Raw genomic sequence first — 21840 nt, forward strand, 5'->3', positions numbered from 1 at the left:
GACTTCGGTGACGCAATGCTTGGCGATCGGGACGGGGCGATCAGGCGCCTTCCAGGACCCTGGTCTTCTTCAGCACGCGGTCCACGTTCGGGAAGCTGCGCCGCAGGCTGTTGTTCCGCTCGCCGACCGGCAGGCCGAAGCACGGCACCGCGCCGTTCTTCCAGCAGTTCAGGATGTTGCCGCCCAGCGTCATCATCTGGGTTCCGAACGCCGCCGGCTCGCCGCCCTTGAACAACGCGTCGAGCGTGTCGAGGAAGGTGCCGAAATTCGCCATCAGGATTTCCTGCGCCCGATGACCGGGCGTGCCGGGGGCGGGGTGCTTTTCGGCCTCGTAGGTTTCCGGGAAGTGATCGGCCGACCACAGCGCCATGAACTTCTGGAAATGCGACCAGCTCGGGTCGGTGTCGTCGGCGGTGTTCTGGTATTCCGGGGGAACGCTGTGCGCCATCCAGGACGTGCCCTGGTCCGTCTGGCCTTCACCCTGGTCGCAGATCGCCGTCACGATGTTGGACACCTGCGGAAACGCCTCGGCGCCCTGGCCGGTGATGGTCATGCCCTTGAAGCCGTTGTAGAACCGGGCGAAATGGTTCACCTGGTTGACGGGCTTGATGCAGTCCGCGAACTGCTGCGCACCGACGGCCACCGACGAGTAGAACTCGCCGATCGAACCGTAGGAGGTGTAGTCCGGGCCGGGCCGCGGCTGCTCATCGCCGATCCACATCGGGTATTCGATCAGACACATGGTGTTCAGCCGCGCCTGGTCGAACGGACCGATCTCAGCCGAATATCCGGCGAACTTCGTTCGCGGATCGGGATCGTCGAGATCGAAGTCCAGATGCGGAATGAACTGCCCGTGGTAAACCGGGCATGCGAAGCTCGGGCTCAGGCCGTAGGCGTTGGCCAGATTGGCCGCCAACTGGACGTGAAGCATCTCCTGGTTCACGACCGACAGAATGGCCTGATAGGCTTGCTCGCCCGGATTCTTGATCGAATACATGGCGGACATGTAGAAGGGAATCGTCCAGAACTCCAAGTCCACCGCCGCTTGCAGGTGTTCTTGCAGTTGCTTCAGTGTCCACTGGTCGTTATCAGCCATGGAAAGTCTCTCCTGCGCCGTGGCGATTGGTTTTAGGACGGGGCTGCGGACGGCGTTTGGTTCATTTTTGTAAGCGAAGAAACCGCCGGCGCATGCCGGAACAAATCAAATGACAGAGCAAAGCGCATTTTCGCTGCCGCGTTGGCAGAGAAGTTCAGAGCGTATTTACGCAATATTTCTTTTTCCAGTACTTTTATAAGAATTCAAATGTAGTCATCGAGTGATTTCTTATGCATGCATCTGCGGAAGGTGCCTTTGTGGTGCCGTCGCAGAAGCTGGGGGGGGGAGCCACGGCGCGACGATGCCGGTGGCGCGCGGCCCGGCGAGCGGCGTGGCCGTCATCCAATGGTCATGCGGGACGGGGGCCGGCAGGCGCAAGCCTGCGCGTGCACCGGCCATGGCGCCGGGTCATGGCGCCAAGTCGTGCTGGTGCTGGCGCAGGTCTCGTCGAGGTCGTCCGTCCGTCTCAGGCGGACTCCCTGAGACCGAAGGCCGCGACCTCCAGCCGGAACTCGTTCAGGAAATCCTGGGCGAGGGTGGACAGGGACCGCTGGGCCGAATGCAGGACGGCCATCTCGATGTTCACCCGCGGCTCGAATGGGATGATGACCACGCCCCGGCCTGCATATTCCTCCGCCGTGAAGGGATCGACGATGGAGACGCCGGCCCCTGCGGCCACCATCGCGCAGGCGATCATGGTGAGCTGGGTCTCCACCCGCATGGTCCGCTGGACGCCATGATCGGCAAAGGCCGCGTCGATGCGGTAGCGCAACAGCGTCGAGGCCCCGAGCGAGATGAACGCCTCCCCGGCGAAATCCTCCGGCACCAGACGGCTGCGCCGGGCCAGGGGGTGGCCGCTGGGCACGATGGCGACGACGGGAACGGGCGGCAGCTTCTCGCTCAGCACCGTCGCGTGCTCCACCGGCGACTGGCCGAATCCAAGCTCGCACTGACCGGCGGCCACCCAGTCCAGCACCAGCGTCGAACTGCTGCCGAACAGTGAGACGTCCACACGCGGGCGCTGGCTTAGGAAGCGCGCGACGAAGCGCGGCAGGAAGCCGATGGCCAGCGCCGGCATGGCCGCAACGCGCAGGGTGCCGGCACGGCGGGCCTCCAGGTCGCGTGCGGCCTGCTCGATCCGTTCCAGCCCGACGAACGACCGCTCCACCTCCTGGTACAGGGACAGCGCCTCGCTGGTCGGGGCGATGCGCGATCCCCGCCGTTCGAACAGGGTCAGCTTCAGCGTGTATTGCAGGTCGCTGATGAGGCGGCTGACCGCCGGCTGCGAGATGTTCAGAAGCTCCGCGGCGGCGGTGATCCCGCCCGTCAGCATCACGGCGCGGAAGGCTTCGATCTGTCGCGGATTCAGCATTCCAGGGCCATCGAATTGTGATGGATTGCATCGCAGCATAACATTTCAGTATGGATACCACCAACAATTCGATTTGACGATTATGCCGTCTGAAAGCGACGCTCCCATGGTGCGACAAAACGCGCACCGCTGGGAACGAACCAAAACAGGAGAGGGACAGATGCGGGCATTGGTCTATGGCTTGATGGCGACCGCGGCGGTCTGGTGCGGCACGGCGCAGGCCCAGCAGAAGACACTGTACGTCGCCGCTTACGGCGGTTCGTTCGAGCAGACCATGCGCAAGGACGTCATCCCGGCCTTCGAGCAGAAGACCGGCGTGAAGGTCGAATACGTCGCGGGCAATTCGACCGACAACCTCGCCAAGCTCCAGGCCCAGAAGGGCAACCAGCAGATCGACGTGGTGATGCTGGACGACGGCCCGATGTACCAGGCGGTGGCGCTGGGCTTCTGCGCCGATCTGGCGAAGGCGCCGGTCTACGACGACCTGTACGATCTGGCCAGGATTCCGTCGGGCAAGGCGGTCAACTTCGGCGCCGTGGGCACCGGCATCGTCTACAACAAGAAGGTCTTTGACGAGAACAACTGGTCGGCTCCGTCCTCCTGGAAGGACATCGAGGACGCCAAGTTCAAGAAGAAGCTGGTGGTCCCGCCGATCAACAATTCCTACGGCCTGCACGCCTTGGTGATGATGGCGCGGCTGGACGGCGGCGGCGAGAAGAGCATCGAGCCGGGATTCAAGGCGTTCAAGGACAAGGTCAATCCGAACGTGCTCGCCTACGAGCCGTCGCCGGGCAAGATGACCGAACTGTTCCAGAGCGGGCAGGCGACCATCGCCGTGTGGGGTTCGGGCCGCGCCAAGGCGCTGGCCGACACCGGTTTCCCGGCGGCCTTCGTCTATCCGAAGGAAGGCGGCATCGTGCTGGCCTCGGCGGCCTGCCAGATCGAGGGCAGCAAGCAGGCGGCGGAAGCCCAGCAGTTCATCCAGCACATGCTGTCGCCGGAGGTGCAGACCGCCATGGCCGTCAGCGCCGGCTTCGGCCCGGTCAACAAGACCGTCAAGCTGGCGCCCGAGCAGCAGGCCGGCATCCCCTACGGTCCGGAGCAGATGAACAAGCTGCTGGTCGTCGATTGGGACACAATCAACGCGAACCGCGAAGCCTGGAACCGGCGCTGGACCCGCGAGATCGAGCGCTGACGCATCCGAGCGATCCCGCCGCGCCGGTGCACGGAAACGTTCCGTGGGCCGGCGCGGCGGAGCGCCCGCATGAGGACCCTGGTGGAGACGGAACCATGCCTTATCTCGTCCTGGACAAGCTGACGAAACGGTTCGGCCAATGGCTCGCCGTGGACAACCTGTCGCTGACGGTCGAAAAGGGGGAGCTGATTTCCCTGCTCGGTCCGTCGGGCTGCGGCAAGACCACCACCTTGCAGATGATCGCGGGTTTCCTCGACCCCAGCGGCGGGCGGGTGACGCTGGACGGCGCCGACCTGCTGGCCAGGAAGCCGAACGAGCGCGGCCTCGGCATCGTCTTCCAGAGCTACGCGCTGTTCCCCCACATGACGGCGGCGGAGAACGTCGCCTTCGGGCTTGAGATGCGCGGCGTGCCGCGGGCCGACCGCGACCGGATGGTGCGCGACACCCTGCAACTGGTGGGGCTGGGCGCCTTCGGCGACCGCTACCCGCGCCGCATGTCCGGCGGCCAGCAGCAGCGCGTGGCGCTCGCCCGCGCCCTGGTCATCAAGCCGAGCCTGCTCCTTCTGGACGAGCCGCTGTCCAACCTCGACGCCAAGATGCGCGAGGAGATGCAGATCGAGCTGCGCCGCATCCAGCGCACCGTCGGCACCACGATGATCCTCGTCACCCACGATCAGGCGGAAGCGATGGCGCTGTCCGACCGCGTGGTCATCATGAACAAGGGCAAGGTCGAACAGGTCGCCGCCCCGCAGGACGCCTACGACAACCCGGCCAGCGCCTTCGTCGCCAACTTCCTTGGCCGCACCAACCTGTTGCAGGGCGTGGTGAGCCGCGACGTTGGAGGGGGACGCATCGACGTCGCGGGCGCCGTCTGGCCGGTCGGGGCCGATGTGCCCGCCGGACCCGGCGTGCTGACCGTGCGGCCGGAGAAGGTGACCTTCGTGGATGGTGACGGCGTGCCGGGCCGCGTCCAGGCGCGTGTCTTCCAGGGCACGCAATGGCTGTTCGAAGTGACGACCGAGGCCGGACCGCTGACGGTCATCCGCCAGCACGACGGGCGGACGATGCCGGGCGAGGACGAACCGGTGCGGGTCGGCTGGCGGGCGGAGGACATGCGCGTCATTCCCGGCCAGGCCGGTGCGCCGTGACCGCGATTCCCACGGACAAGAACATGGACCCGGCCATGGCGACGGACACCGCCTCCTCCGCACCGCCGGCCCCGGCCCCAACCGCCGAGCCGGAGCGCCGCGCCCTGGCGCCGTACCTGCTGAGCCTGCCGGCGCTGGCGCTGTTCGCCGTGCTGCTGCTGGTTCCGCTGGCGATGACCTTCCTGCTGTCGCTGAACAGCTTCGGCTTCTACACCGGCATCCAGGACGTCTGGCAGCTCGGCAACTACATCGACATTGCCACCGACGGCTACTTCCACGAGGTGTTCCTGCGGACCTTCCGCATCGCCGCCGCGGTCACGCTTCTGTGCGCGCTGCTCGGGGCGCCGGAAGCCTACGTTCTGCGCCGGATGCGGTCGCCCTGGCGGGGCCTGTGCCTGCTGATCGTGCTGGGTCCGCTGCTGATCTCGGTGGTGTCGCGCACGCTGGGCTGGGCGCTGCTGTTCGGGTCGACCGGGATCATCAATACGGCGCTGATGTCGGTCGGGCTGATCGCCACGCCCATCGAGTTCATGTACACGGAAACCGGCGTCATCATCGCGCTGACCCATGTGCTGGTTCCCTTCATGGTGCTGTCGGTGTGGGCGTCGCTGCAGCGGCTCGACCCGCAGGTGGAGAACGCCGCCCTGTCGCTGGGCGCCAAGCCCTTCACGGTGCTGCGCCGCGTGGTTCTGCCGCAGGTCGTCCCCGGCATCCTGTCCGGCTCGATCATCGTCTTCGCGCTGGCCGCCAGCGCCTTCGCCACCCCGGCGATCATCGGCGGGCGGCGCCTGAAGGTGGCCGCGACCCTGGCCTACGACGAGTTCCTGAACACGCTCAACTGGCCGCTGGGCGCCGCCGTGGCGATCCTGCTGCTGGTCGCCAACGTGGTCATCATCGTCGGCTGCAACCGCCTGGTCGAGCGTCGCTACAAGCAGGTGTTCGAATGAACCGCAACGGCCCCGTCGCGCTGATCTTCCACACGCTGTTCCTGGCCTTCCTGCTGGCGCCGATCCTGATCGTGTGCGTGGTCGCCTTCACGTCCCACGGCTATCTGTCGCTGCCGACGGAAGGGCCGTCGCTGCGCTGGTTCAGGGCCATCGGCGACAACCCGGAGTTCCTGCGCGCCTTCCGCGACAGCCTCGTGCTGGGAGCGCTTTCCTCCACCCTCGCGGTGGGCTTCTCGATCCCGGCAGCACTGGCCATCGCCCGCCACCGCTTCCCGGGGCGCGAGGCCATCACGGCGCTGTTCCTGTCGCCGCTGATGGTGCCGCACATCGTCCTGGGAATCGCCTTCCTGCGCTTCTTCACGCTGATCGGGCTGGGCGGGACCTTCACCGGGCTGGTGCTGAGCCACGTCATCATCATCCTGCCCTTCGCGCTGCGGCTGATCCTGGCCGCCTCCACCGGCATGGACCGGTCCATCGAGAACGCGGCGTCGTCGCTGGGCGCCACCTCCTGGACGACCTTCCGCCGGGTGACCCTGCCGCTGATCCTGCCGGGCGTGGCGAGCGGCTGGGTGCTGGCCTTCATCAACAGCTTCGACGAGGTGACGATGACCGTCTTCATCGCCTCGCCCGAGACGACGACGCTGCCCGTTCGCCTCTTCCTCTACATCCAGGACAACATCGACCCGCTGGTGGCGGCCGTGTCGGCGGCGCTGATCTTCATGACGGTGGCCGCGATGCTGGTGCTGGACCGCCTGTACGGGCTTGAGCGGCTGCTGGTCGGCCGCGGACAGGAGTGACGCAGACCATGAGCGAACCTACGAGATCCGATTACGACGTCGCCGTGGTCGGCGGCGGGCTGGTCGGGTCGGCCATCGCCTGGGGCCTCGCCCGCCAGGGGCAGACGGTGGCCATCCTGGACGAGGGGGACATCGCCGTCCGCCCGTCGCGCGGCAACTTCGCGCTGGTGTGGGTGCAGGGCAAGGGGCTCGGCATGCCGGAATACGCGGGGTGGACCAAGCGGTCCGCCGACGGCTGGACCGGCTTCGCCGACCAGCTCCGCGAGCAGACGGGGATCGACGTCCGCTACGAGCGGCCCGGCGGCTTCATGCCCCTGCTGTCGGAGGAGGAGGTGGAGAAGCGCGCCAGCCAGCTCCGCCGCCTGCACAACCAGCCGGACATGGTGCGCTACGACTACGAGATGCTGGACCGCGCCGCCGTCGAGAAGGAGATGCCCTTCATCGGCAAGGACGTGGTGGGCGCGAGCTATTGCCCGCTGGACGGCCACTGCAACTCGCTGAAGCTCCTGCGGGCTCTGCACACGGGTCTGGAGCGGTCCGGCGTCGCCTATCTGCCCAACCGCCGGGTCGAGCGGATCGAGCCGCGCGACGGCGGATTCCGTCTCGTCACCGCGGGCGGCGAGGTCCGGTCGGGCAAGGTGGTGCTGGCAGCCGGGCACGACAGCCGCCGGCTGGCGCCGATGGTCGGGCTGAGCGCCCCCGTCCGGCCCGAGCGCGGCCACATCATCGTGACCGAGAAGACCGCGCCCTTCCTGAAATTCCCGGTCGGCTTCATCCGCCAGACCGACGAGGGCGGCGTGATGATCGGCGACAGCTTCGAGGACGCCGGATTCGACACCACGGTGCGCAACGGCGTGTCCTCCACCATCGCCGACCGCGCGATCCGCATCTTCCCGCTGCTGGGCAAGCTGAACGTCGTGCGCACCTGGGCGGCGCTGCGCGTGCTGACCCCGGACGGCTTCCCGATCTACGAGCAGTCGGCCAGCATGCCCGGCGCCTTCGTCGCCACCTGCCACAGCGGCGTCACCCTTGCCGCCAACCACGCCCTCGCGCTGGCGCCGCACATCGCGGCCGGTTCCCTGCCCGAGACGTTCACCGCTTTCAGCGCCCGGAGGTTCGATGTTTCAACGGCTGCCTGACGCGTCCGGAGAGCGCGTGTCCTTCACCATCGACGGCCGCCCGGCGGAGGCGCTGTCCGGCGATTCCGTCTCCGCCGCCCTGCTGGCCAACGGCGTGCGGACCTGCCGCAGCACCCCGGTGTCCGGCGCGCCGCGCGCGCCCTACTGCATGATGGGCGTGTGCTTCGACTGCCTCGTCACCATCGACGGGGTGGGCAACCGCCAGGGCTGCCAGGTGCGCGTCGCCCCCGGCATGGCCGTGGAAACCCAGAACGGCAAGCGGGAGATCGAGCGGTGACCACCCAGACCAAGCGCTACGACCTCGCGGTGATCGGCGGCGGCCCGGCGGGCCTCGCCGCCGCGACGCTCGCCGCCCGGCGCGGCCTGTCCACCGTCCTGCTGGACGAGCAGGGCGCGCCCGGCGGCCAGATCTACCGCGCCGTCACCCGGACACCGGTGCGGAACCCCAGCGTGCTGGGAACGGATTACTGGCACGGGCTGGATCTGGTCGGGCCGTTCCGCGACAGCGGGGCGGAGTACCGGCCCGGCGCCACGGTGTGGAGCGTGTCGCGCAGCCTCGACATCGGCCTGTCGCGGGACTCCAAGGCGGACATCCTGCCGGCCCGCCACATCATCCTGGCGACCGGCGCGCTGGAGCGGCCCTTTCCCATTCCGGGCTGGACCCTGCCGGGCGTGATGGGGGCGGGGGCCGCGCAGATCCTGCTGAAGACCTCCGGCCTCGTGGCGTCGGGCAACGTGGTGCTGGCCGGCACGGGGCCGCTGCTGTGGCTTCTGGCGTGGCAGTATCTGCGCGCCGGGGCGCGCATCGACACCATCCTCGACACCACTCCGCGCGAGAACTGGCGGCAGGCCCTGCCGCACATGGGCACCTTCGCCCGCTCCGGCTATGTCGGCAAGGGATTGAAGCTGCTTCTGGAGGTCCGGCGCAAGGTCAATGTGATCGGCAACGTCACGGCGCTGCGCGCGGATGGGGACGGGCGGGTGCAATCCGTGCTCTACCGCCAGGGCGACGGCGCGGAGCGACGCATTCCCGCCGACACGCTGCTGCTCCACCACGGTGTGATCCCGAACATCAACCTCGCCAACGCCACCGGCTGCGCCCAGAGTTGGGACGAGACGCAGCGCTGCTGGATTCCGGACGTGGATGCGTGGGGCGCCACCTCGGTCGAGGGTGTGTCGGTCGCGGGCGACGGCGCCGGAATCGGCGGCGCCCTGGCCGCGGAGCATCGCGGGCGGCTGGCGGCGCTGGACGCGCTGCACCGGCTGGGCCGCATCGACCGCAAGACCCGCGACGCCGACGCCGGGCCGCACCGCGCGGCGCTGGACAGGGCGGAGCGCGGGCGCGTCTTCCTCGACACGCTCTACGGGCCGTCCAAGGCGTTCCGCGTGCCGGAGAACGACACCATCGTCTGCCGCTGCGAGGAGGTCACCGCCGGGCAGGTGCGCGAGGCCGTGACGCTGGGGGTCAGCGGGCCGAACCAGACCAAGTCCTTCCTGCGCTGCGGCATGGGGCCGTGCCAGGGCCGCCTGTGTGGTCCCACGGTGGTGGAGGTCATCGCCGACGCGCGCGGCGTCTCCCCGGCGGAGGTCGGCTATTACCGCCTGCGCCCGCCGGTGAAGCCGATCACGCTGGCCGAGCTGGCCTCGCTGCCCAAGAGCGAGGACGAGGTCGCCGCCGTGATGCATCACTGAGGGGGACCGTCCGATGCCCGGACCCGACGTCATCGTGGTGGGCGGCGGCCTGCACGGCTGCTCCACCGCCCTGTTCCTGGCGCAGCGCGGGGCCAGCGTTCTCGTGCTGGAGAAGGACTACATCGGCCGCCATGCGTCCGGCGTGAACGCGGGCGGGGTCCGGCAGCTCGGCCGCCATGTGGCGGAGGTGCCGCTGTCCGTCGCCTCCATGGCGCTCTGGCACCGCATCGGCGAGCTGGTCGAGGACGATTGCGGGTTCGAGAGCCACGGGCAGATCCGCGTGGCGGAGAACGCGGCGGAGCTGGCGGCCTGCCAATCCCGCGTGGACCAGCTCAACGCGCTGGGCTTCACGCACGAGGAGGTGGTGGATCAGGCGGAGCTGCGCCGCCTCGTGCCCGCCATCGCGGAGCACTGCGTCGGTGCGCTGGTGTCCCGCCGGGACGGGGCGGCGATCCCCTACCGCACGACCTTCGCCTTCAAGCGCAAGGCGGAAAGCCTCGGCGCCCGCTTCAACGAGGGGGTGACGGTCGCCCGCATCGCCCGCGATGGGCGGAACTGGCGCGTGGAGACGGCGGAGGGCGCCCACCATACGGCGTCCGTGCTGGTCAACTGCGCCGGGGCCTGGGCCGACCGCATCGCCGCCCAGCTCGGCGAGCCGGTGCCGCTGGAGGTCGTCGCGCCGATGCTGATGATCACCACCCGCGTTCCCGCGTTCCTCAAGCCGGTGGTCGGGGCGACGGGGCGCACGCTGTCCTTCAAGCAGTTCCCCAACGGGACCGTGCTGATCGGCGGCGGCCTGCTGGGCCGCGCGCGGCGGGACGAGAACGGAACGGATCTGGATTTCGCCCGCCTCGCCGTCAACGCGCGCACGGTGTGGGACCTGTTCCCCTGCATGCGCGCGGCCACCATCAACCGCTGCTGGGCGGGGATCGAGGCGCGGATGCCGGACGACATCCCGGTCATCGGGCCGAGCGGCACGGAGGAGGGAGTGTTCCACGCCTTCGGCTTCTCCGCCCACGGCTTCCAGCTCGGCCCCATCGTCGGGCGGATCACGGCGGATCTCGTCACCCGCGGCGAGACCGACCTGCCGATCGCGCCCTTCCGCATCCAGCGTTTCCGTCAGGCGGCGGTCGCGGCCTGACCCATTTCCGTTCTTTTCAGGAGAGTGTATCCGTGCCGATCCAGCGTTTCGATTGCGGCCCGCGCATGAGCGAAATGGTCGTCCACAACGACACCGTCTATCTGTGCGGCCAGATCGCCGATTTCGACGCGATGGGGGAGGTTTCCACCGACGTGGAGGCGCAGACCCGTGACGTCCTGCGCCAGATCGACACCCTGCTGGCCCGCGCCGGCACCGACAAGAGCAAGCTGCTGACCGCCACCGTCTATCTGGCGGACATGGGCGGCTTCGCGGCCATGAACACGGCCTGGGACGCCTGGGTCGACCGCGCCAACGCCCCGGCCCGTGCCACGGTCGAGGCGAAGCTGGCGGCTCCGGAATACCGGGTCGAGATCCAGGTCGTCGCCGCGCTGTAATCCGCCTTTCCCGCCCCGTCCCTTCCCCTCGCATCCCGGAGCATTCCCATGAAACGTCTGGCCCTTGGCCTGGCGATGAGCCTTTGCGTCTCCACCCTCGGCCTTTCCACGGCGGCCCTCGCGGAGGGGCCGGCGCTCCGCATCGCGACGGAGGGCGCCTATCCGCCGTTCAACCTGACCAAGCCCGACGGGCAGGTGGGCGGGCTGGAGGTGGATCTGGCGAACGCCCTGTGCGAACGCATGAAGCGCACCTGCACCATCGTCACCCAGGATTGGGACGGCATCATTCCCGGCCTGATGACGCGCAAGTACGACGCCATCATGGCGACGATGAACATCACGCCGGAACGCGCGAAGGCCATCGCCTTCTCCGTGCCCTACATGGTGGTCCCCGCCTATTTCGTGGCCGCCACCGACTCCGGCATCGACGGCACGCCGCAGACGCTGAAGGGCAAGACGGTCGGCGCCCAGACCTCGACCACCCATTACCGCTACGTCGAGAAGCATCTCGGCGACGCGGTCACGCTGAGAAGCTACGACACCGCCGGCAACCTGCTGGCCGACCTGAAGAGCGGGCGTGTGGACGCCGCCATCACCACCGGCGCCACCGCGACCGACTGGGTGAAGGCCGACGCGTCCAAGGCGCTTGCCCTGGCCGGCAAGCCGCTGGTGGATCAGGACGTGTTCGGTCCCGGCGTGGGCGTCGGCCTGCGCAAGGAGGACACCGACCTGAAGGCATCGTTCGACGCGGCCATCGCGTCGGTCGTGCAGGACGGAACGCTCGCCCGCATCGCGGCGAAGTACGTCGATTTCTCCGTCACCCCGTAATCACGAACACCGAAGGGAGTTTCCCATGGTTCAGCGCATCGAGAAGACCAAGATCATGCACCGCGTCGTGGTGCACAACGGCATCGCCTTCCTCGGCGGCATCATCGCCGACGACGTGTCGGTCGGCATGAGGGAGCAGACCGCCCAGATCTGCCGCAAGCTGGACGCGGTGCTGGCTCTGGCCGGCACGGACAAGAGCAAGCTGCTGTCCGCCCAGCTCTTCGTCACCAAGATGGCCGCCAAGGAGGAGATGAACGCCGCGTGGCTGGAATGGCTGGACGGCAACGACCTCCCGGCCCGCGCCACCGTCGGCGTGGCCGACCTGGGCGACCCGTCGATCCTCATCGAAGTGGTGGTGACGGCGGCCGTCTGATGCGGTTCGGAAAATGATCTCTCCCATCATTTTCCAACCGTGAAGTCCGTCGGATCAATACCCTGGCATTGATCGCTACGGTCATGCCGGCGGCGCCTACCGGTGCCGTCGGCAGGAGGGCGTTTGTTATGGGCGCGCCCACATCTGCGCGACGCCTTTGGAATCGGCGATCACGGCCCGCACAGACGGGCTGATCGGATCGGCGCCAACGTCCCACCAGAGGAACACACGCGTGTCGAGCAGCAGGTCCATCAGCGGCCCGCTTCGTCGTCTGGGATGTCTCCGGCAAAGAGCGTCTCGATCTGTGCGTCGGGAGCGTCAAAGTCCGGCGCGATCCGGATAGCGTCCAGCGCCCGAGCCGGGTTGCGGGGCTCCGTTACGGGCGGTGCCTTGAGCTCGCTCAAATTGGTCAGGGGGCGTTTGAAGGGACGTCTCGCCGCCATGCTCTAGCCTTGCTGTGACTTTCCAGGAGTGAGGCGGGGAAATTCGATGACGAATCGCGCTCCCCCGCCGGCTTGGCCATCCAATTGGATGGTGCCCCCGAGTTGCCCGGTGATCAGATTGAAGACGATGTGCAGGCCCAGCCCCGTCGAACCCGTGCTCCGCCGCGTCGTGAAGAAGGGCTCGAAGACCTTGCCGTGGTTTTCCGGCGGGATGCCGCAGCCGTCGTCCTGATAAACCAGCCGCACCGCGTCATTTTCGAGCGCCTGCACCGTGATGGCGATCCGGCCCTTCGCCCCGTCCCGGTAGGCGTGGTTGATCGAGTTGGTGATGAGGTTCGTCACGATCTGGGCGATCACGCCCGGATAGCTGTCCAGCTCGATGTCCTCGGGGCAATCCAGCCGCACCTCGTGGCCGGGGCGGTGCCAGGTCGGGCGCAGGCTGACCAGAACCTCCGCGAGATAGTCGCGGAGGTCGAACCGGCGGCGGTCGCTGCGCGTCTGGTCCGAAGCGACCTGCTTGAAGCTCTGCACCAGATCCGCCGCGCGGGTGGCGTTGCTGATCATCAGCGTGGCGGCGTCCCGGGCGGCCTGCATGAAGTCCTGGAAGTCGGCCCGGCGCATCTTGCCGGTTTCGGACAGCGTTTCGAGAGCGCTGATCTTCTCGCCGAGATAGGAGGCGCTGGTCATCACGATGCCGATGGGCGTGTTGATCTCGTGCGCCACCCCGGCGACCAACTGTCCCAGCGAGGCCATCTTCTCCGCCTGGACGAGCTGCTGCTGGGCGGCCTTGAGCTGGGCGTGGGCGGTGTGGAGCTGATCGTGGGCGTCGCGCAGCTCGCTTTCGCGGCTGCGGTCCACCGTCACGTCCACATAGACCTGCACCATGCCGCCGTCCGGCATGGGGTTGCTGCGGACCTGGATGACGCGGCCATCGGCGAACTCGATCTCCTTGGGGCTGCTCGCCAGGGGCGAGGGCACCAGCGCCGTCAGAAGCTGACCGGAGGCGTTCACCGCGGTGCTCAGCTCCCGGTAGGGCACGCCGACCCGGCGCAGCGCATCCGGCAGATCGAAGAGGGCCATGGCGCGCTCGTTCCAGACGCGCAGCCGCTCCTCGGAGTCGAAGGCGGCCAGGCCGTCGTACATGCTGGCCAGGGTGGCGCGCAGCAATTGCGACTGCTCGGCCACTTCACGGGTCCGCTCGGCCACCTGGGCTTCCAGCGTGCGGTTCAGCCGCTCCAGCCCGTCGTACAGGCGGGCGTTTTCGAGGGAGATGGCGATCTGCACCGACAGAAGGTCGAGCAGCTCCAGCCGCTCCGGGCTGAAGATGCCGGCGGCGAGGTTGTTCTCCAGATAGAGGATGCCGACCATACGGTTGCGGTTGCGCAGGGGCAGGCACAGGACGGAGCGCGGCTGCGCCATCCGCGTGTAGGGGTCGTACTGGAAGTCGCCGTCGTTCGCGGCGTCGGCCAGAACGACCGGCTCCCCGGTCTGGATGACCGCATCGACCACACCGCGCACCAGGACCGGCGCCGCATCGTCAAGGGGACGGGATTGCAGCACCTCCGTGGCGTCGCCCTCGCCGGATGCTTCGGCCTCGATCCGCCACACGCCGTCGGTCGGCAGCAGCAGGCAACCCCGCGTGGCGCCGGCGTTGGCGATGACCAGCTTCATCAGCGTCCACAGCAGGTCGCCCAGGCGGATGTCCTGCGCCAGCGCCCGCGAGGTGCGGATCACCGTTTCCACATCCACCATGTGGGAGCTGGAGCCGACGGAGGAGCGGTGCCGTGACGAAGCCGTCGCCGGACGTTGCCGGGCGGGTGTTTCGTTGGGAGCCGCCTGATCGTCCGCCATTTCGCCGAACAGCTCGGCCAGCCGGGCATCCAGCGCCTTCACCTTGGCCAGCGCGTCCCAGCGCCGGTAGGCGTGGCGGGCCTGGAACAGCATCGCCTTCGCCGTGAAGCGGTCGCCGCGCGCCAGCGCCGCTTCCCCGGCGCGCTCGCACGCGAACGCCTCGTCGTGGGTGAAGCCCTGCTCGCGGGCGCATTCGGCGGCGGTCTGGTAATGCCGATGGGCCTTGTCCAGCCGTCCCGACGCCCGCAGCCGTTCGGCCACCAGGAGGGCCAGCAGGTGACGGAAATTGGCCGGCGCGTGCCGGACCGCGCCGCGGAGCCTGCGCTCCAGCCCGAGCGCCGCCACCCGCGCCCGCAGCCGCCCGGCGCGGCCCAGGCGGTTCCAGGCGGCGAAGTCGACCAGCGCGGCGATCACCCGCGTGCGCAGGTTCACCACCATGCCCATGGAGGCGTCGGCGAAGGGCCGGCGCTTCGCCACGCAGCGCCGGGCCTCGTCGATCCGGCCGAACAGCAGGTTCAGATAGGCCAGGTGGCTGTATATCGTGTCCACGGCGAGCCGGTTGCCGCTGGCGGACAGGGCCGGGGCGTCGGTCTCCTCCGAAACGAAGGGACCGGCGAAGACGGTGGGATCATCGGCTTCGCCCAGCAGGTTGGCGATGATCTGCTGGTAGGGCCGCAGGGCGCCCGCCGCGGTCTGCTGGTTGAGGCGCCCGATGGCGGCGGCGTGGTTCGCCGCGGTCTGCTGGAGCTGGCGCAGGGGATGGCCGAGAAACAGCCCCTGGGCGACCGCGTTGTTCAGGCAATAGGCGGCGTATTCGATGTCGCCGGTTTCCAGGCCGATCCGGTGGGCGTCCAGAAGGCCGGGCAGCGCCTTGGCCACCGGCTGGTGCCAGACCTCGACGAACAGCTTGACCACGAACAGCGTCTGGGCGCGCCCCTGGTCGGCGTTCAGCCGGTCGAGAACGCGCAGCGCCACCCGCCCGTACATGGCGCCCGCCGGAACGTCGCCAAGCATCGCGCAGTGAAGCAGCCCATAGGTGGCGTAGGTGATGCCCGACGCGGGCAGTATCCCTTCCGTCGCCGACAGGCGCACCATGCGCAGCAGCAGGACCGTGTAGAGGTTGGTGTCGTGCAGATAGGCGCTCGCCAGCACGCGCGACACGATGCGCCCGATCGTCAGCAGCCGCGGGTCGGTGAGGGGCGGGCGGTTGACGAGATCCTCCTCGTCCTTGCCGCGCAGGGCCAGTTTGGTCCTGGCGAGTTCCTGAAGCACATTCCGGGTGCTCGCCCGTTCCGGGATCGGGCTGCCGAGCTGGCGCAGCGCGGCCCGGCAGGCGTCGAGCGCCGCCGGCAGGTTCTGCCGCGAGACATGCATCTGGATCTGCGTCTCGTAGCCCAGGGCACGGTCGAGGACGGTGCGGGCGTTGGCCGCGATGGCGTCGGCCAGCCGCGTCGCCGCGGCCACGTCGCCCTTCACCGCCGCGATCTCCGCCGCCCCGGCGTGCAGGCTGAGCGCCAGTTCGTACAGGCGCGACCAGCCGTCCTCCGGCAGAAGCCCGACTCCGGTGTCGAGATAGTCGAAGGCCGGTCCCAGCGCGGCCGAGGCACGCGCCGCCTGACCGGCCAGAAGGTTGTAGCGGGCCAGCCGTTCCCTCTGCTCCGCGGTCAGCAGCGTCACGGCGCGGTTCAACTGATTCGTGATCGCGAACAGACGGTCCCCCGCCCGGTCCCTCGCTGCGGCCTCGCCTTTTTCCAGGACCAGCCCGATCGCAAGGTGGCAGGCCAGCGCGTCGGCGTCCGGCAGCATGCCGTAGGCCGCCTGCTGCACCCGGTCATGCACGAAGCGGTAGGAGGCGCGGGGCGACACGCTTTCCATGTCGGCGTAGCGGTAGGCCTCGCCCACCGGCACGACGAGCCCGCTGTGCAGGGCGGGCCACAGCGCCGCCGCCGTCGCGTAGGGCGTCCGCCGGCTCGCCTCGGCGAGCGTGGCGAGATCGAACGCGCTGCCGATGCAGGCGGCGGTCTGCACGATGGACAGCGTCTCGGCGGGCAACTCGCGGATTCGGCGGACGACGAAGGTGACGACGTCGTCGACCATCCGCTCCATCCGCTGGGACTCGATGGCTTCCAGGTTCCAGACCCAGCTCCCGGCGAGACCGTCGTAGGCGATCAGGCCGCTCCGCTCCAGCGATTCCAGGAGCTGGCCGAGATAGAAGGGGTTGCCGAGCGTGTTGGCGATCAGGCGTTCGGCCAGCGGCCGGACCGCCTCGGGGGTCGCGTGCAGCGTGTCGGACAGCAGCGCCACCGTCGCGTCGGCGTCGAGACCGCCGAGGGTCACCTCGCCGACCGGGACGCCGCGTTCGCCGAACGTCCGGATCGTGTGGCGCAACGGGTGGACCGCATCGACTTCGGTGTCGCGGCAGGTGCCGATGAGCATGAAATGGCCGAGATCGGGATCGCCCGCCAGCCCCTCCAGAAGCTTCAGCGTGGCGAGGTCGGCCCATTGCAGGTCGTCCAGGAACAGCACCAGCGGGTGCCTCGCCCCGGCGAAGACGCGGACGAAGTTGCGGAAGACGTAGATGAAGCGCTCGTGCGCCTCCACCGGCCCCAGTTCCGGGACCGGCGGCTGGGGGCCGATCAGCCGTTCGACGTGCGGAATGACGTCGGTGATGACCCTCCCGTTGGGGCCGAGCGCGGCGAGGAGGCGGGCGCGCCACCGTTCCCGCGATTCCGGGCCGGTGGCGAAGGTCTGCCGCACCAGCGTCTTGAAGGCGTCGATCACCGGGGCGTAGGGGATGTCGCGCTTCAGCGGCTCGAACTTGCCGGTGATGAAGAAGCCGTGGCGGGCGATCACCGGCTTGTGCAGTTCGCGCACCAGGGCCGATTTGCCGACGCCCGAATATCCGGAGATCAGCAGGCACTCGAACCCGCCCGCGGCGGCGCGCCCGAAGGCGTCCAGAAGGACGCGGAACTGCGCGGTGCGGCCATACAGCTTCTGCGGAATGCGCAGCACCGGACGGACGTCCCGGCTGGCCAGCACGAAGGAGTCGATGCGGCCGTGGCTGCGCCATTCGGTCAGACAGCGTTCGAGATCGGCGCGCAGGCCGAACGTGCTCTGGTAACGCTCCTCCGGATTCTTCGCCATCAGCCGCGCCACGATGGCCGACAGCGGTTCGGGCACCAGCGGGTTGAGCGTGTGCACCGGGACCGGTGTCCGCGCGATGTGACAATGCACCAGCTCCAGCGGGTCGCCGGACGGGAAGGGGGGGTGGCCGGTCAGGAATTCGTGAAAGGTGGCGCCCAACGCGTAGAAGTCGGCGCGGTAGTCCACCGACCGGTTCATGCGCCCGGTCTGCTCCGGCGCCATATAGGCGAGCGTGCCCTCCATGGTGCCGACGTCCGGCTCCCCCGCCTCTTCGCGCGACAGTTCCGACGCGATGCCGAAATCGATGAGGTTGAACTGGCCGGTCGCCGGATTCCAGATCAGGTTTCCGGGGCTGATGTCCTTGTGGACGACCCCGGCGTCGTGCACGGCGGCCAGCGCGTCGACCGCCTGGAGCGCCATCCGCAAGAAGGCAGGGACGTCCGTCCGGACGGCCGGGAGGTTGTCCAGGGCGGCGCCCCCGATGTCCCGGAACACCATCATCAGCCCGCCGCCGTGGGGCACGCAGTCCAGCGCCTCGACGATTCCGGCGTGGCGCAACCGGCGGGTGATCGCGAATTCGCGCAGGAACGCCGCCTTGTCCTCGCCGCCGATGTCCGTGCCGGACAAAAGCTTGCAGACGACGGGAAGGCCGTCGCCCCGCCGGACGGCGCGCAGCACGGTGGATCGCGCACCCACATGCAGCGTCTCGACAACGCGGAAGCCCGGTAACGTGGCCAAGGTTGCGGTGGGGACGGCCCCGATCACGACGCTGCATCCTTATGTCGTGTGGCTGCACCATCCGTTATAGAAGGTCGCGACGCCGCGGAGCAAGCGCAGGGCGTGCCGGTCGGGGCTTTGCACGATTTTTGCTCTGCGGTCGCGTGGCTCATGGGTCTGGGACATCGGCAAAACGGCGCAATAGTTCAATTGCGGTACGACAATTTATGCTAACCTCACCAGCAATTTCTGACGAGTGCCGCGAAATTCCACGGCGCCGTCGCAAAGATGCCGACTTGCCGGGGGAGAGCATGGCGAAGACGAGGGTTGCAATTCTCGGTGGCGGCGTCGGAGCCCTCACCACGGCGCATTTCCTGTCCGACACGGACGAGAAGCGGGCGCGCTACGACGTCACCATCTATCAGATGGGCTGGCGGGTCGGCGGCAAGGGCGCCACCGGGCGCGATCAGTGGAACCGCATCCAGGAGCACGGGCTGCACGTCTGGTTCGGCTTCTACAACAACGCCTTCAAGATGCTCCAGGACGTCTTCGACGTCTGGAAACGTTCACCGGACAACGCGTTCCAGTCCTGGCGGGACGTGCTGAAGCCTCAGCGCTTCACCCCCATCGGCATGGTGCTGGACGACGGCAAGCCGGCCTATTGGCCGCTGAGCTGGCCGGTGCTGGGCGGCGAACCCGGCTCGGCCAACGTCATGCCGACCTTGCCGCAGGCCATCGCGTCGATGGTCGGCATGGTCCGGGACCTGTTCGAGAACTGGGACGAGCTGAGCGGCCTGATCGTGGACGGCAAGCTGGTCCATGTCGATGGCCGCACCGTCGCGCCGATGCCCGTCCTGCCGGCGGAGCAACAGGTTCTGCCCGCCCCGCTTGCCACCCGCTTCGCCGACGCGATCCGCGGCTGGAAGGACCGGGAGGTCCACCATCTGGCGCAGGCCGAGGCGCTGCTGAAGGGCGCCGCCGTGACCACCGCGAAGGACGCCGCCGTGGCCGCCCATCGCCTGATCCGGGCGCTGGCCGACGCGCCGGAGTCCGCCCCCTCCGCCTCCCCGCCGGCGGAGCATTTCCACGACCTGATGCGGCTGCTGCGGCTGATCGAGGCCGCCGCGGCCACGCTGCCGCGCAACCATGTGGCGCGCGACCTGCTGGCCTTCGTGATTCCCTTCTGCGTCGGCGTCCTCACCGATTTCGTGATCGAGAAGCGCACCGCCGATTCGCTGGACGACCGGGAGTTCACCGACTGGTTGATCGGGCATGGCGGCGACGCGGAAGCGCTGAAGGCAAGCTGCTCGCTGCGCACCTGCTACGACACCTTCATGCAGTACAAGGACGGCGACTACCGCCAGCCCAACTGGGGGGCGGGCGTCGCGGCGCTGTCCTGCGTGCGCATGTTCGCCACCTGCCGTGAATCGGTGATGTGGAACATGGAGGCGGGGATGGGCGAGGTCATCATCGCGCCCATCTACCAGACCCTGCTTCAGAACGGCGTGAAGGTGAAGTTCTTCCGCCGCGTCGAGGACATCGGCCTGTCCGCCGACCGCGCGCTGGTCGAGACGGTCCGTCTGGCCCGGCAGGTCGATCTGGCGGACGGCGTGGACGAGTACCAGCCGCTGATCTCCGTGCCGTTGGAGGACCGGAAGTTCCTGCTGGCCTGGCCGCTGGAGCCGCTCTGGGATCAGATCAAGGACGCGGACAAGGTCCAGGCGGCGCTCGCCTCCAACAATTCCTCGCTGGAATCGCACTGGTGCGCGTGGGAGCCGGTCGGGTCCGAGACGCTGCAGCGCGGGCGGGACTTCGACGTCGCCGTTCTGGGCATCTCCATGGGCGGCTTCAAGGCGATGAACGACCAGCCGACCCTGGCGGCGGAGCTTCAGGCCGCTTCCCCGGCCTTCGACGCCATGACCACCAACATCGGCATCATTCCGACGCTGTCCATGCAACTCTGGTGCGGTCCCGACCTCCAGGGGCTGGGCTGGGAGCCGGCGCAACCCGCCGCCGTCGCCGGGCCGGAGCCCTGGTCGATCTGGGCGGAGATGGGCCAGACGCTGCCCTACGAGTTCCGCCCTGGTGAGACCGGCGCGCCGAAGTCGGTGCATTACATCTGCGGCGTCTGGCAGACCGGGCTGGTCGCCCGTCCGACCACCGACCTCGCGGTGCCGCAGGAGGCGCTGGACAATGTGACGAACAGTGCGGCGGAGTGGCTCGACGCCTACATGGGCAACTTCTGGCCGAAGGCGACGGTGTCCGGCCAGGGCGGCGTCGGCTTCAACTGGAACGTCCTCTACGATCCGTGGAACGGAACCGGGCGGGAGCGGCTGTCGCACCAGATCATCCGCGCCAACGTCGATCCCACCGAAACCCTGCCGGGCAGCGCCGCCGGCTCCACCAAATACCGGCTGCGCACCGACGAGAGCGGGTTCTACAACCTGTTCCTGGCGGGCTGCTGGGTCCGCACCGGCTTCAACACCTCCTGCATCGAGGCGACGGTGATGTCGGGCATGCAGGCGGCGCGGGCCATCTCCGGGACGCCGCTGTTCATCTCCGGCGAGAACTTCCTGAACGGGGCGCCGTCGTGACCGGCCCCCGCTACATCTCCTTCGCCGGGCATGGCGAGGTGTCGATCGCCGCACCCGGCGTCTTCGCCGACAGCCTCGCCACCGCCTTCGTCGTGCGAAGCAACCCGGTGAACACCCAGGCGCTGGTGGACAAACTGCTCAACGCCGCTCCGGCGGGTGCGGTGCGCTACACGGTGGCCGGTCCGGTGGCGCTGTGCACCTTCCTGTCGGTCGGTCGCTGCACCAGCCCGACCGAACCGTTCGGCTGGATTCCCTACCGGGAGGCCTCGCTGTGGCTGCCGCTGATCGAGCACCGGCCCGGCCAGTGGCCGCGTCTGGTCCTGTGGATGCCCTACGTCTTCCCGGACGCGACCATTCCGCTGGTCTGCGGGCGGGAAGGCTGGGGCTTCGCCAAGTCGCTGGGCCGCGTCACGCTGCCGGAGGAGGGGGCCGAGGCCCCGCACTTCGTCTGCGAGACGACGCTGTTCCGCACCCTGTCCTCCGACTGCGAGGGGGTTCTCGCCCCGCTGCTGACGGTGGAGGGCGGACCGTGGACACCCGGTTCGGCTTGGAAAAGCCTGGAGGATCTCGGTGCCGACCTGGGAGACGCGCTGAAGTCCCTGCTTCGTCCCGGCGGTCTGGTCGAGGGGGTGGAGGTCGCCGTGAAGGCGGTGGAATCGCTGCTCGCCGGCACGGTTCCGGTCATCAACCTGAAGCAGTTCCGCGACGCACCGGACAGCGAACGGGCCTGCTATCAGGCGCTGATCGATTGCCCGATGCACGTCGACCGCTTCCGCGGCGCGTGGCCGATGCGGGGCGATTGGACGCTGCGGGTGGCCGACTACGCCAGCCATCAGGTCATTTCGGACTTCGGGTTCGAGGCCGGACCGGATGGAAGCGCCGCCGTGCATGTGGATTTCGCCATGCAGATCCACATGGATTTCCGCGCCAATCCGGGCCGGGTGGTCTGGCAGGCGGAGTGAGGGAAA

Annotated in this window: 17 protein-coding genes and 1 pseudogene; 13 read left to right on the forward strand and 5 right to left on the reverse strand. The window is 68.6% G+C overall.

The genetic code is table 11. From position 1 onward, the window contains the following. Positions 1-40 precede the first annotated feature (40 nt). The 3 genes and pseudogenes from DS843_RS12375 to DS843_RS12385 form a co-directional block, all read right to left on the reverse strand. The gene (locus tag DS843_RS12375) at positions 41-1096 is read right to left on the reverse strand and encodes a ferritin-like domain-containing protein (protein WP_149469196.1); all 1056 of its coding nucleotides are present in this window, start codon (positions 1094-1096) and stop codon (positions 41-43) included. 231 nt (positions 1097-1327) lie between these two features. Then, positions 1328-1508: pseudogene (locus DS843_RS12380) on the reverse strand (IS630 family transposase); the annotation flags it as partial. A 54-nt stretch (positions 1509-1562) separates the two neighbouring features. Next, entirely contained in the window at positions 1563-2468 is a 906-nt protein-coding gene (locus DS843_RS12385) for a LysR substrate-binding domain-containing protein (RefSeq protein ID WP_149469197.1), read from the reverse strand. Positions 2469-2628: 160 nt separating this feature from the next. Here DS843_RS12385 and DS843_RS12390 point away from each other — a divergent pair, with 160 nt between their 5' ends. The 11 genes from DS843_RS12390 (at position 2629) to DS843_RS12440 (ending at position 12123) form a co-directional block, all read left to right on the forward strand. Continuing rightward, a complete protein-coding gene (locus tag DS843_RS12390; protein ID WP_149469198.1) occupies positions 2629-3663 on the forward strand; it encodes an ABC transporter substrate-binding protein in 1035 nt (344 codons plus the stop codon). A 95-nt stretch (positions 3664-3758) separates the two neighbouring features. After that, positions 3759-4811 carry an ABC transporter ATP-binding protein gene (locus tag DS843_RS12395; protein WP_149469199.1) on the forward strand — a complete coding sequence of 351 codons (1053 nt, stop codon included), beginning with the start codon at positions 3759-3761 and terminating at the stop codon, positions 4809-4811. Beyond that, positions 4808-5758: an ABC transporter permease gene (locus DS843_RS12400; protein WP_286192067.1), complete on the forward strand. Its 951-nt coding sequence runs from the start codon at positions 4808-4810 to the stop codon at positions 5756-5758. The genes DS843_RS12395 and DS843_RS12400 overlap by 4 nt, the downstream gene beginning before the upstream one ends. Next, positions 5755-6555 (forward strand): ABC transporter permease, encoded by an 801-nt coding sequence (locus tag DS843_RS12405; protein WP_149469200.1) that lies wholly within the window; start codon positions 5755-5757, stop codon positions 6553-6555. Before DS843_RS12400 ends, DS843_RS12405 begins: the two co-directional genes overlap by 4 nt. 8 nt (positions 6556-6563) lie before the next feature. Next, a complete protein-coding gene (locus DS843_RS12410) occupies positions 6564-7694 on the forward strand; it encodes an NAD(P)/FAD-dependent oxidoreductase (protein ID WP_149469201.1) in 1131 nt (376 codons plus the stop codon). A 16-nt stretch (positions 7695-7710) separates the two neighbouring features. Then, positions 7711-7971, forward strand: coding sequence for a 2Fe-2S iron-sulfur cluster-binding protein (locus tag DS843_RS12415; RefSeq protein WP_475849106.1), 261 nt, complete (start codon positions 7711-7713; stop codon positions 7969-7971). Beyond that, a complete protein-coding gene (locus tag DS843_RS12420) occupies positions 7968-9386 on the forward strand; it encodes an FAD/NAD(P)-dependent oxidoreductase (RefSeq protein WP_208852226.1) in 1419 nt (472 codons plus the stop codon). The genes DS843_RS12415 and DS843_RS12420 overlap by 4 nt, the downstream gene beginning before the upstream one ends. A 13-nt stretch (positions 9387-9399) precedes the next feature. Then, positions 9400-10527: an NAD(P)/FAD-dependent oxidoreductase gene (locus tag DS843_RS12425; protein ID WP_149469203.1), complete on the forward strand. Its 1128-nt coding sequence runs from the start codon at positions 9400-9402 to the stop codon at positions 10525-10527. A gap of 32 nt (positions 10528-10559) precedes the next feature. After that, the gene (locus DS843_RS12430; RefSeq protein ID WP_167525285.1) at positions 10560-10922 is read left to right on the forward strand and encodes a RidA family protein; all 363 of its coding nucleotides are present in this window, start codon (positions 10560-10562) and stop codon (positions 10920-10922) included. Positions 10923-10970: 48 nt separating this feature from the next. After that, positions 10971-11750 (forward strand): transporter substrate-binding domain-containing protein, encoded by a 780-nt coding sequence (locus DS843_RS12435; RefSeq protein WP_149469204.1) that lies wholly within the window; start codon positions 10971-10973, stop codon positions 11748-11750. Positions 11751-11775: 25 nt separating this feature from the next. Then, a complete protein-coding gene (locus DS843_RS12440) occupies positions 11776-12123 on the forward strand; it encodes a RidA family protein (protein WP_149469205.1) in 348 nt (115 codons plus the stop codon). Between the two features lie 126 nt (positions 12124-12249). Here the strand turns inward: DS843_RS12440 and DS843_RS12445 are convergent, their stop codons facing one another. Then, on the reverse strand, positions 12250-12375 hold the full coding sequence (locus DS843_RS12445) for a PIN domain-containing protein (RefSeq protein WP_149469206.1): 126 nt from the start codon (positions 12373-12375) through the stop codon (positions 12250-12252). Between the two features lie 194 nt (positions 12376-12569). Next, the gene (locus DS843_RS12450; RefSeq protein WP_149469207.1) at positions 12570-18326 is read right to left on the reverse strand and encodes a trifunctional serine/threonine-protein kinase/ATP-binding protein/sensor histidine kinase; all 5757 of its coding nucleotides are present in this window, start codon (positions 18324-18326) and stop codon (positions 12570-12572) included. 263 nt (positions 18327-18589) lie between these two features. Between DS843_RS12450 and DS843_RS12455 the strand changes: the two genes are divergently transcribed. Both DS843_RS12455 and DS843_RS12460 read left to right on the forward strand, forming a co-directional pair. Beyond that, complete coding sequence (locus DS843_RS12455; protein ID WP_208852227.1) at positions 18590-20872, forward strand: NAD(P)-binding protein; 2283 nt, start codon at positions 18590-18592, stop codon at positions 20870-20872. Further along, positions 20869-21834: an acetoacetate decarboxylase family protein gene (locus DS843_RS12460; protein ID WP_149469208.1), complete on the forward strand. Its 966-nt coding sequence runs from the start codon at positions 20869-20871 to the stop codon at positions 21832-21834. The genes DS843_RS12455 and DS843_RS12460 overlap by 4 nt, the downstream gene beginning before the upstream one ends. Positions 21835-21840: the final 6 nt, after the last annotated feature.

Origin of the sequence: Roseomonas genomospecies 6, from assembly GCF_008365375.1 — a bacterium.
GTDB lineage: Bacteria > Pseudomonadota > Alphaproteobacteria > Azospirillales > Azospirillaceae > Azospirillum.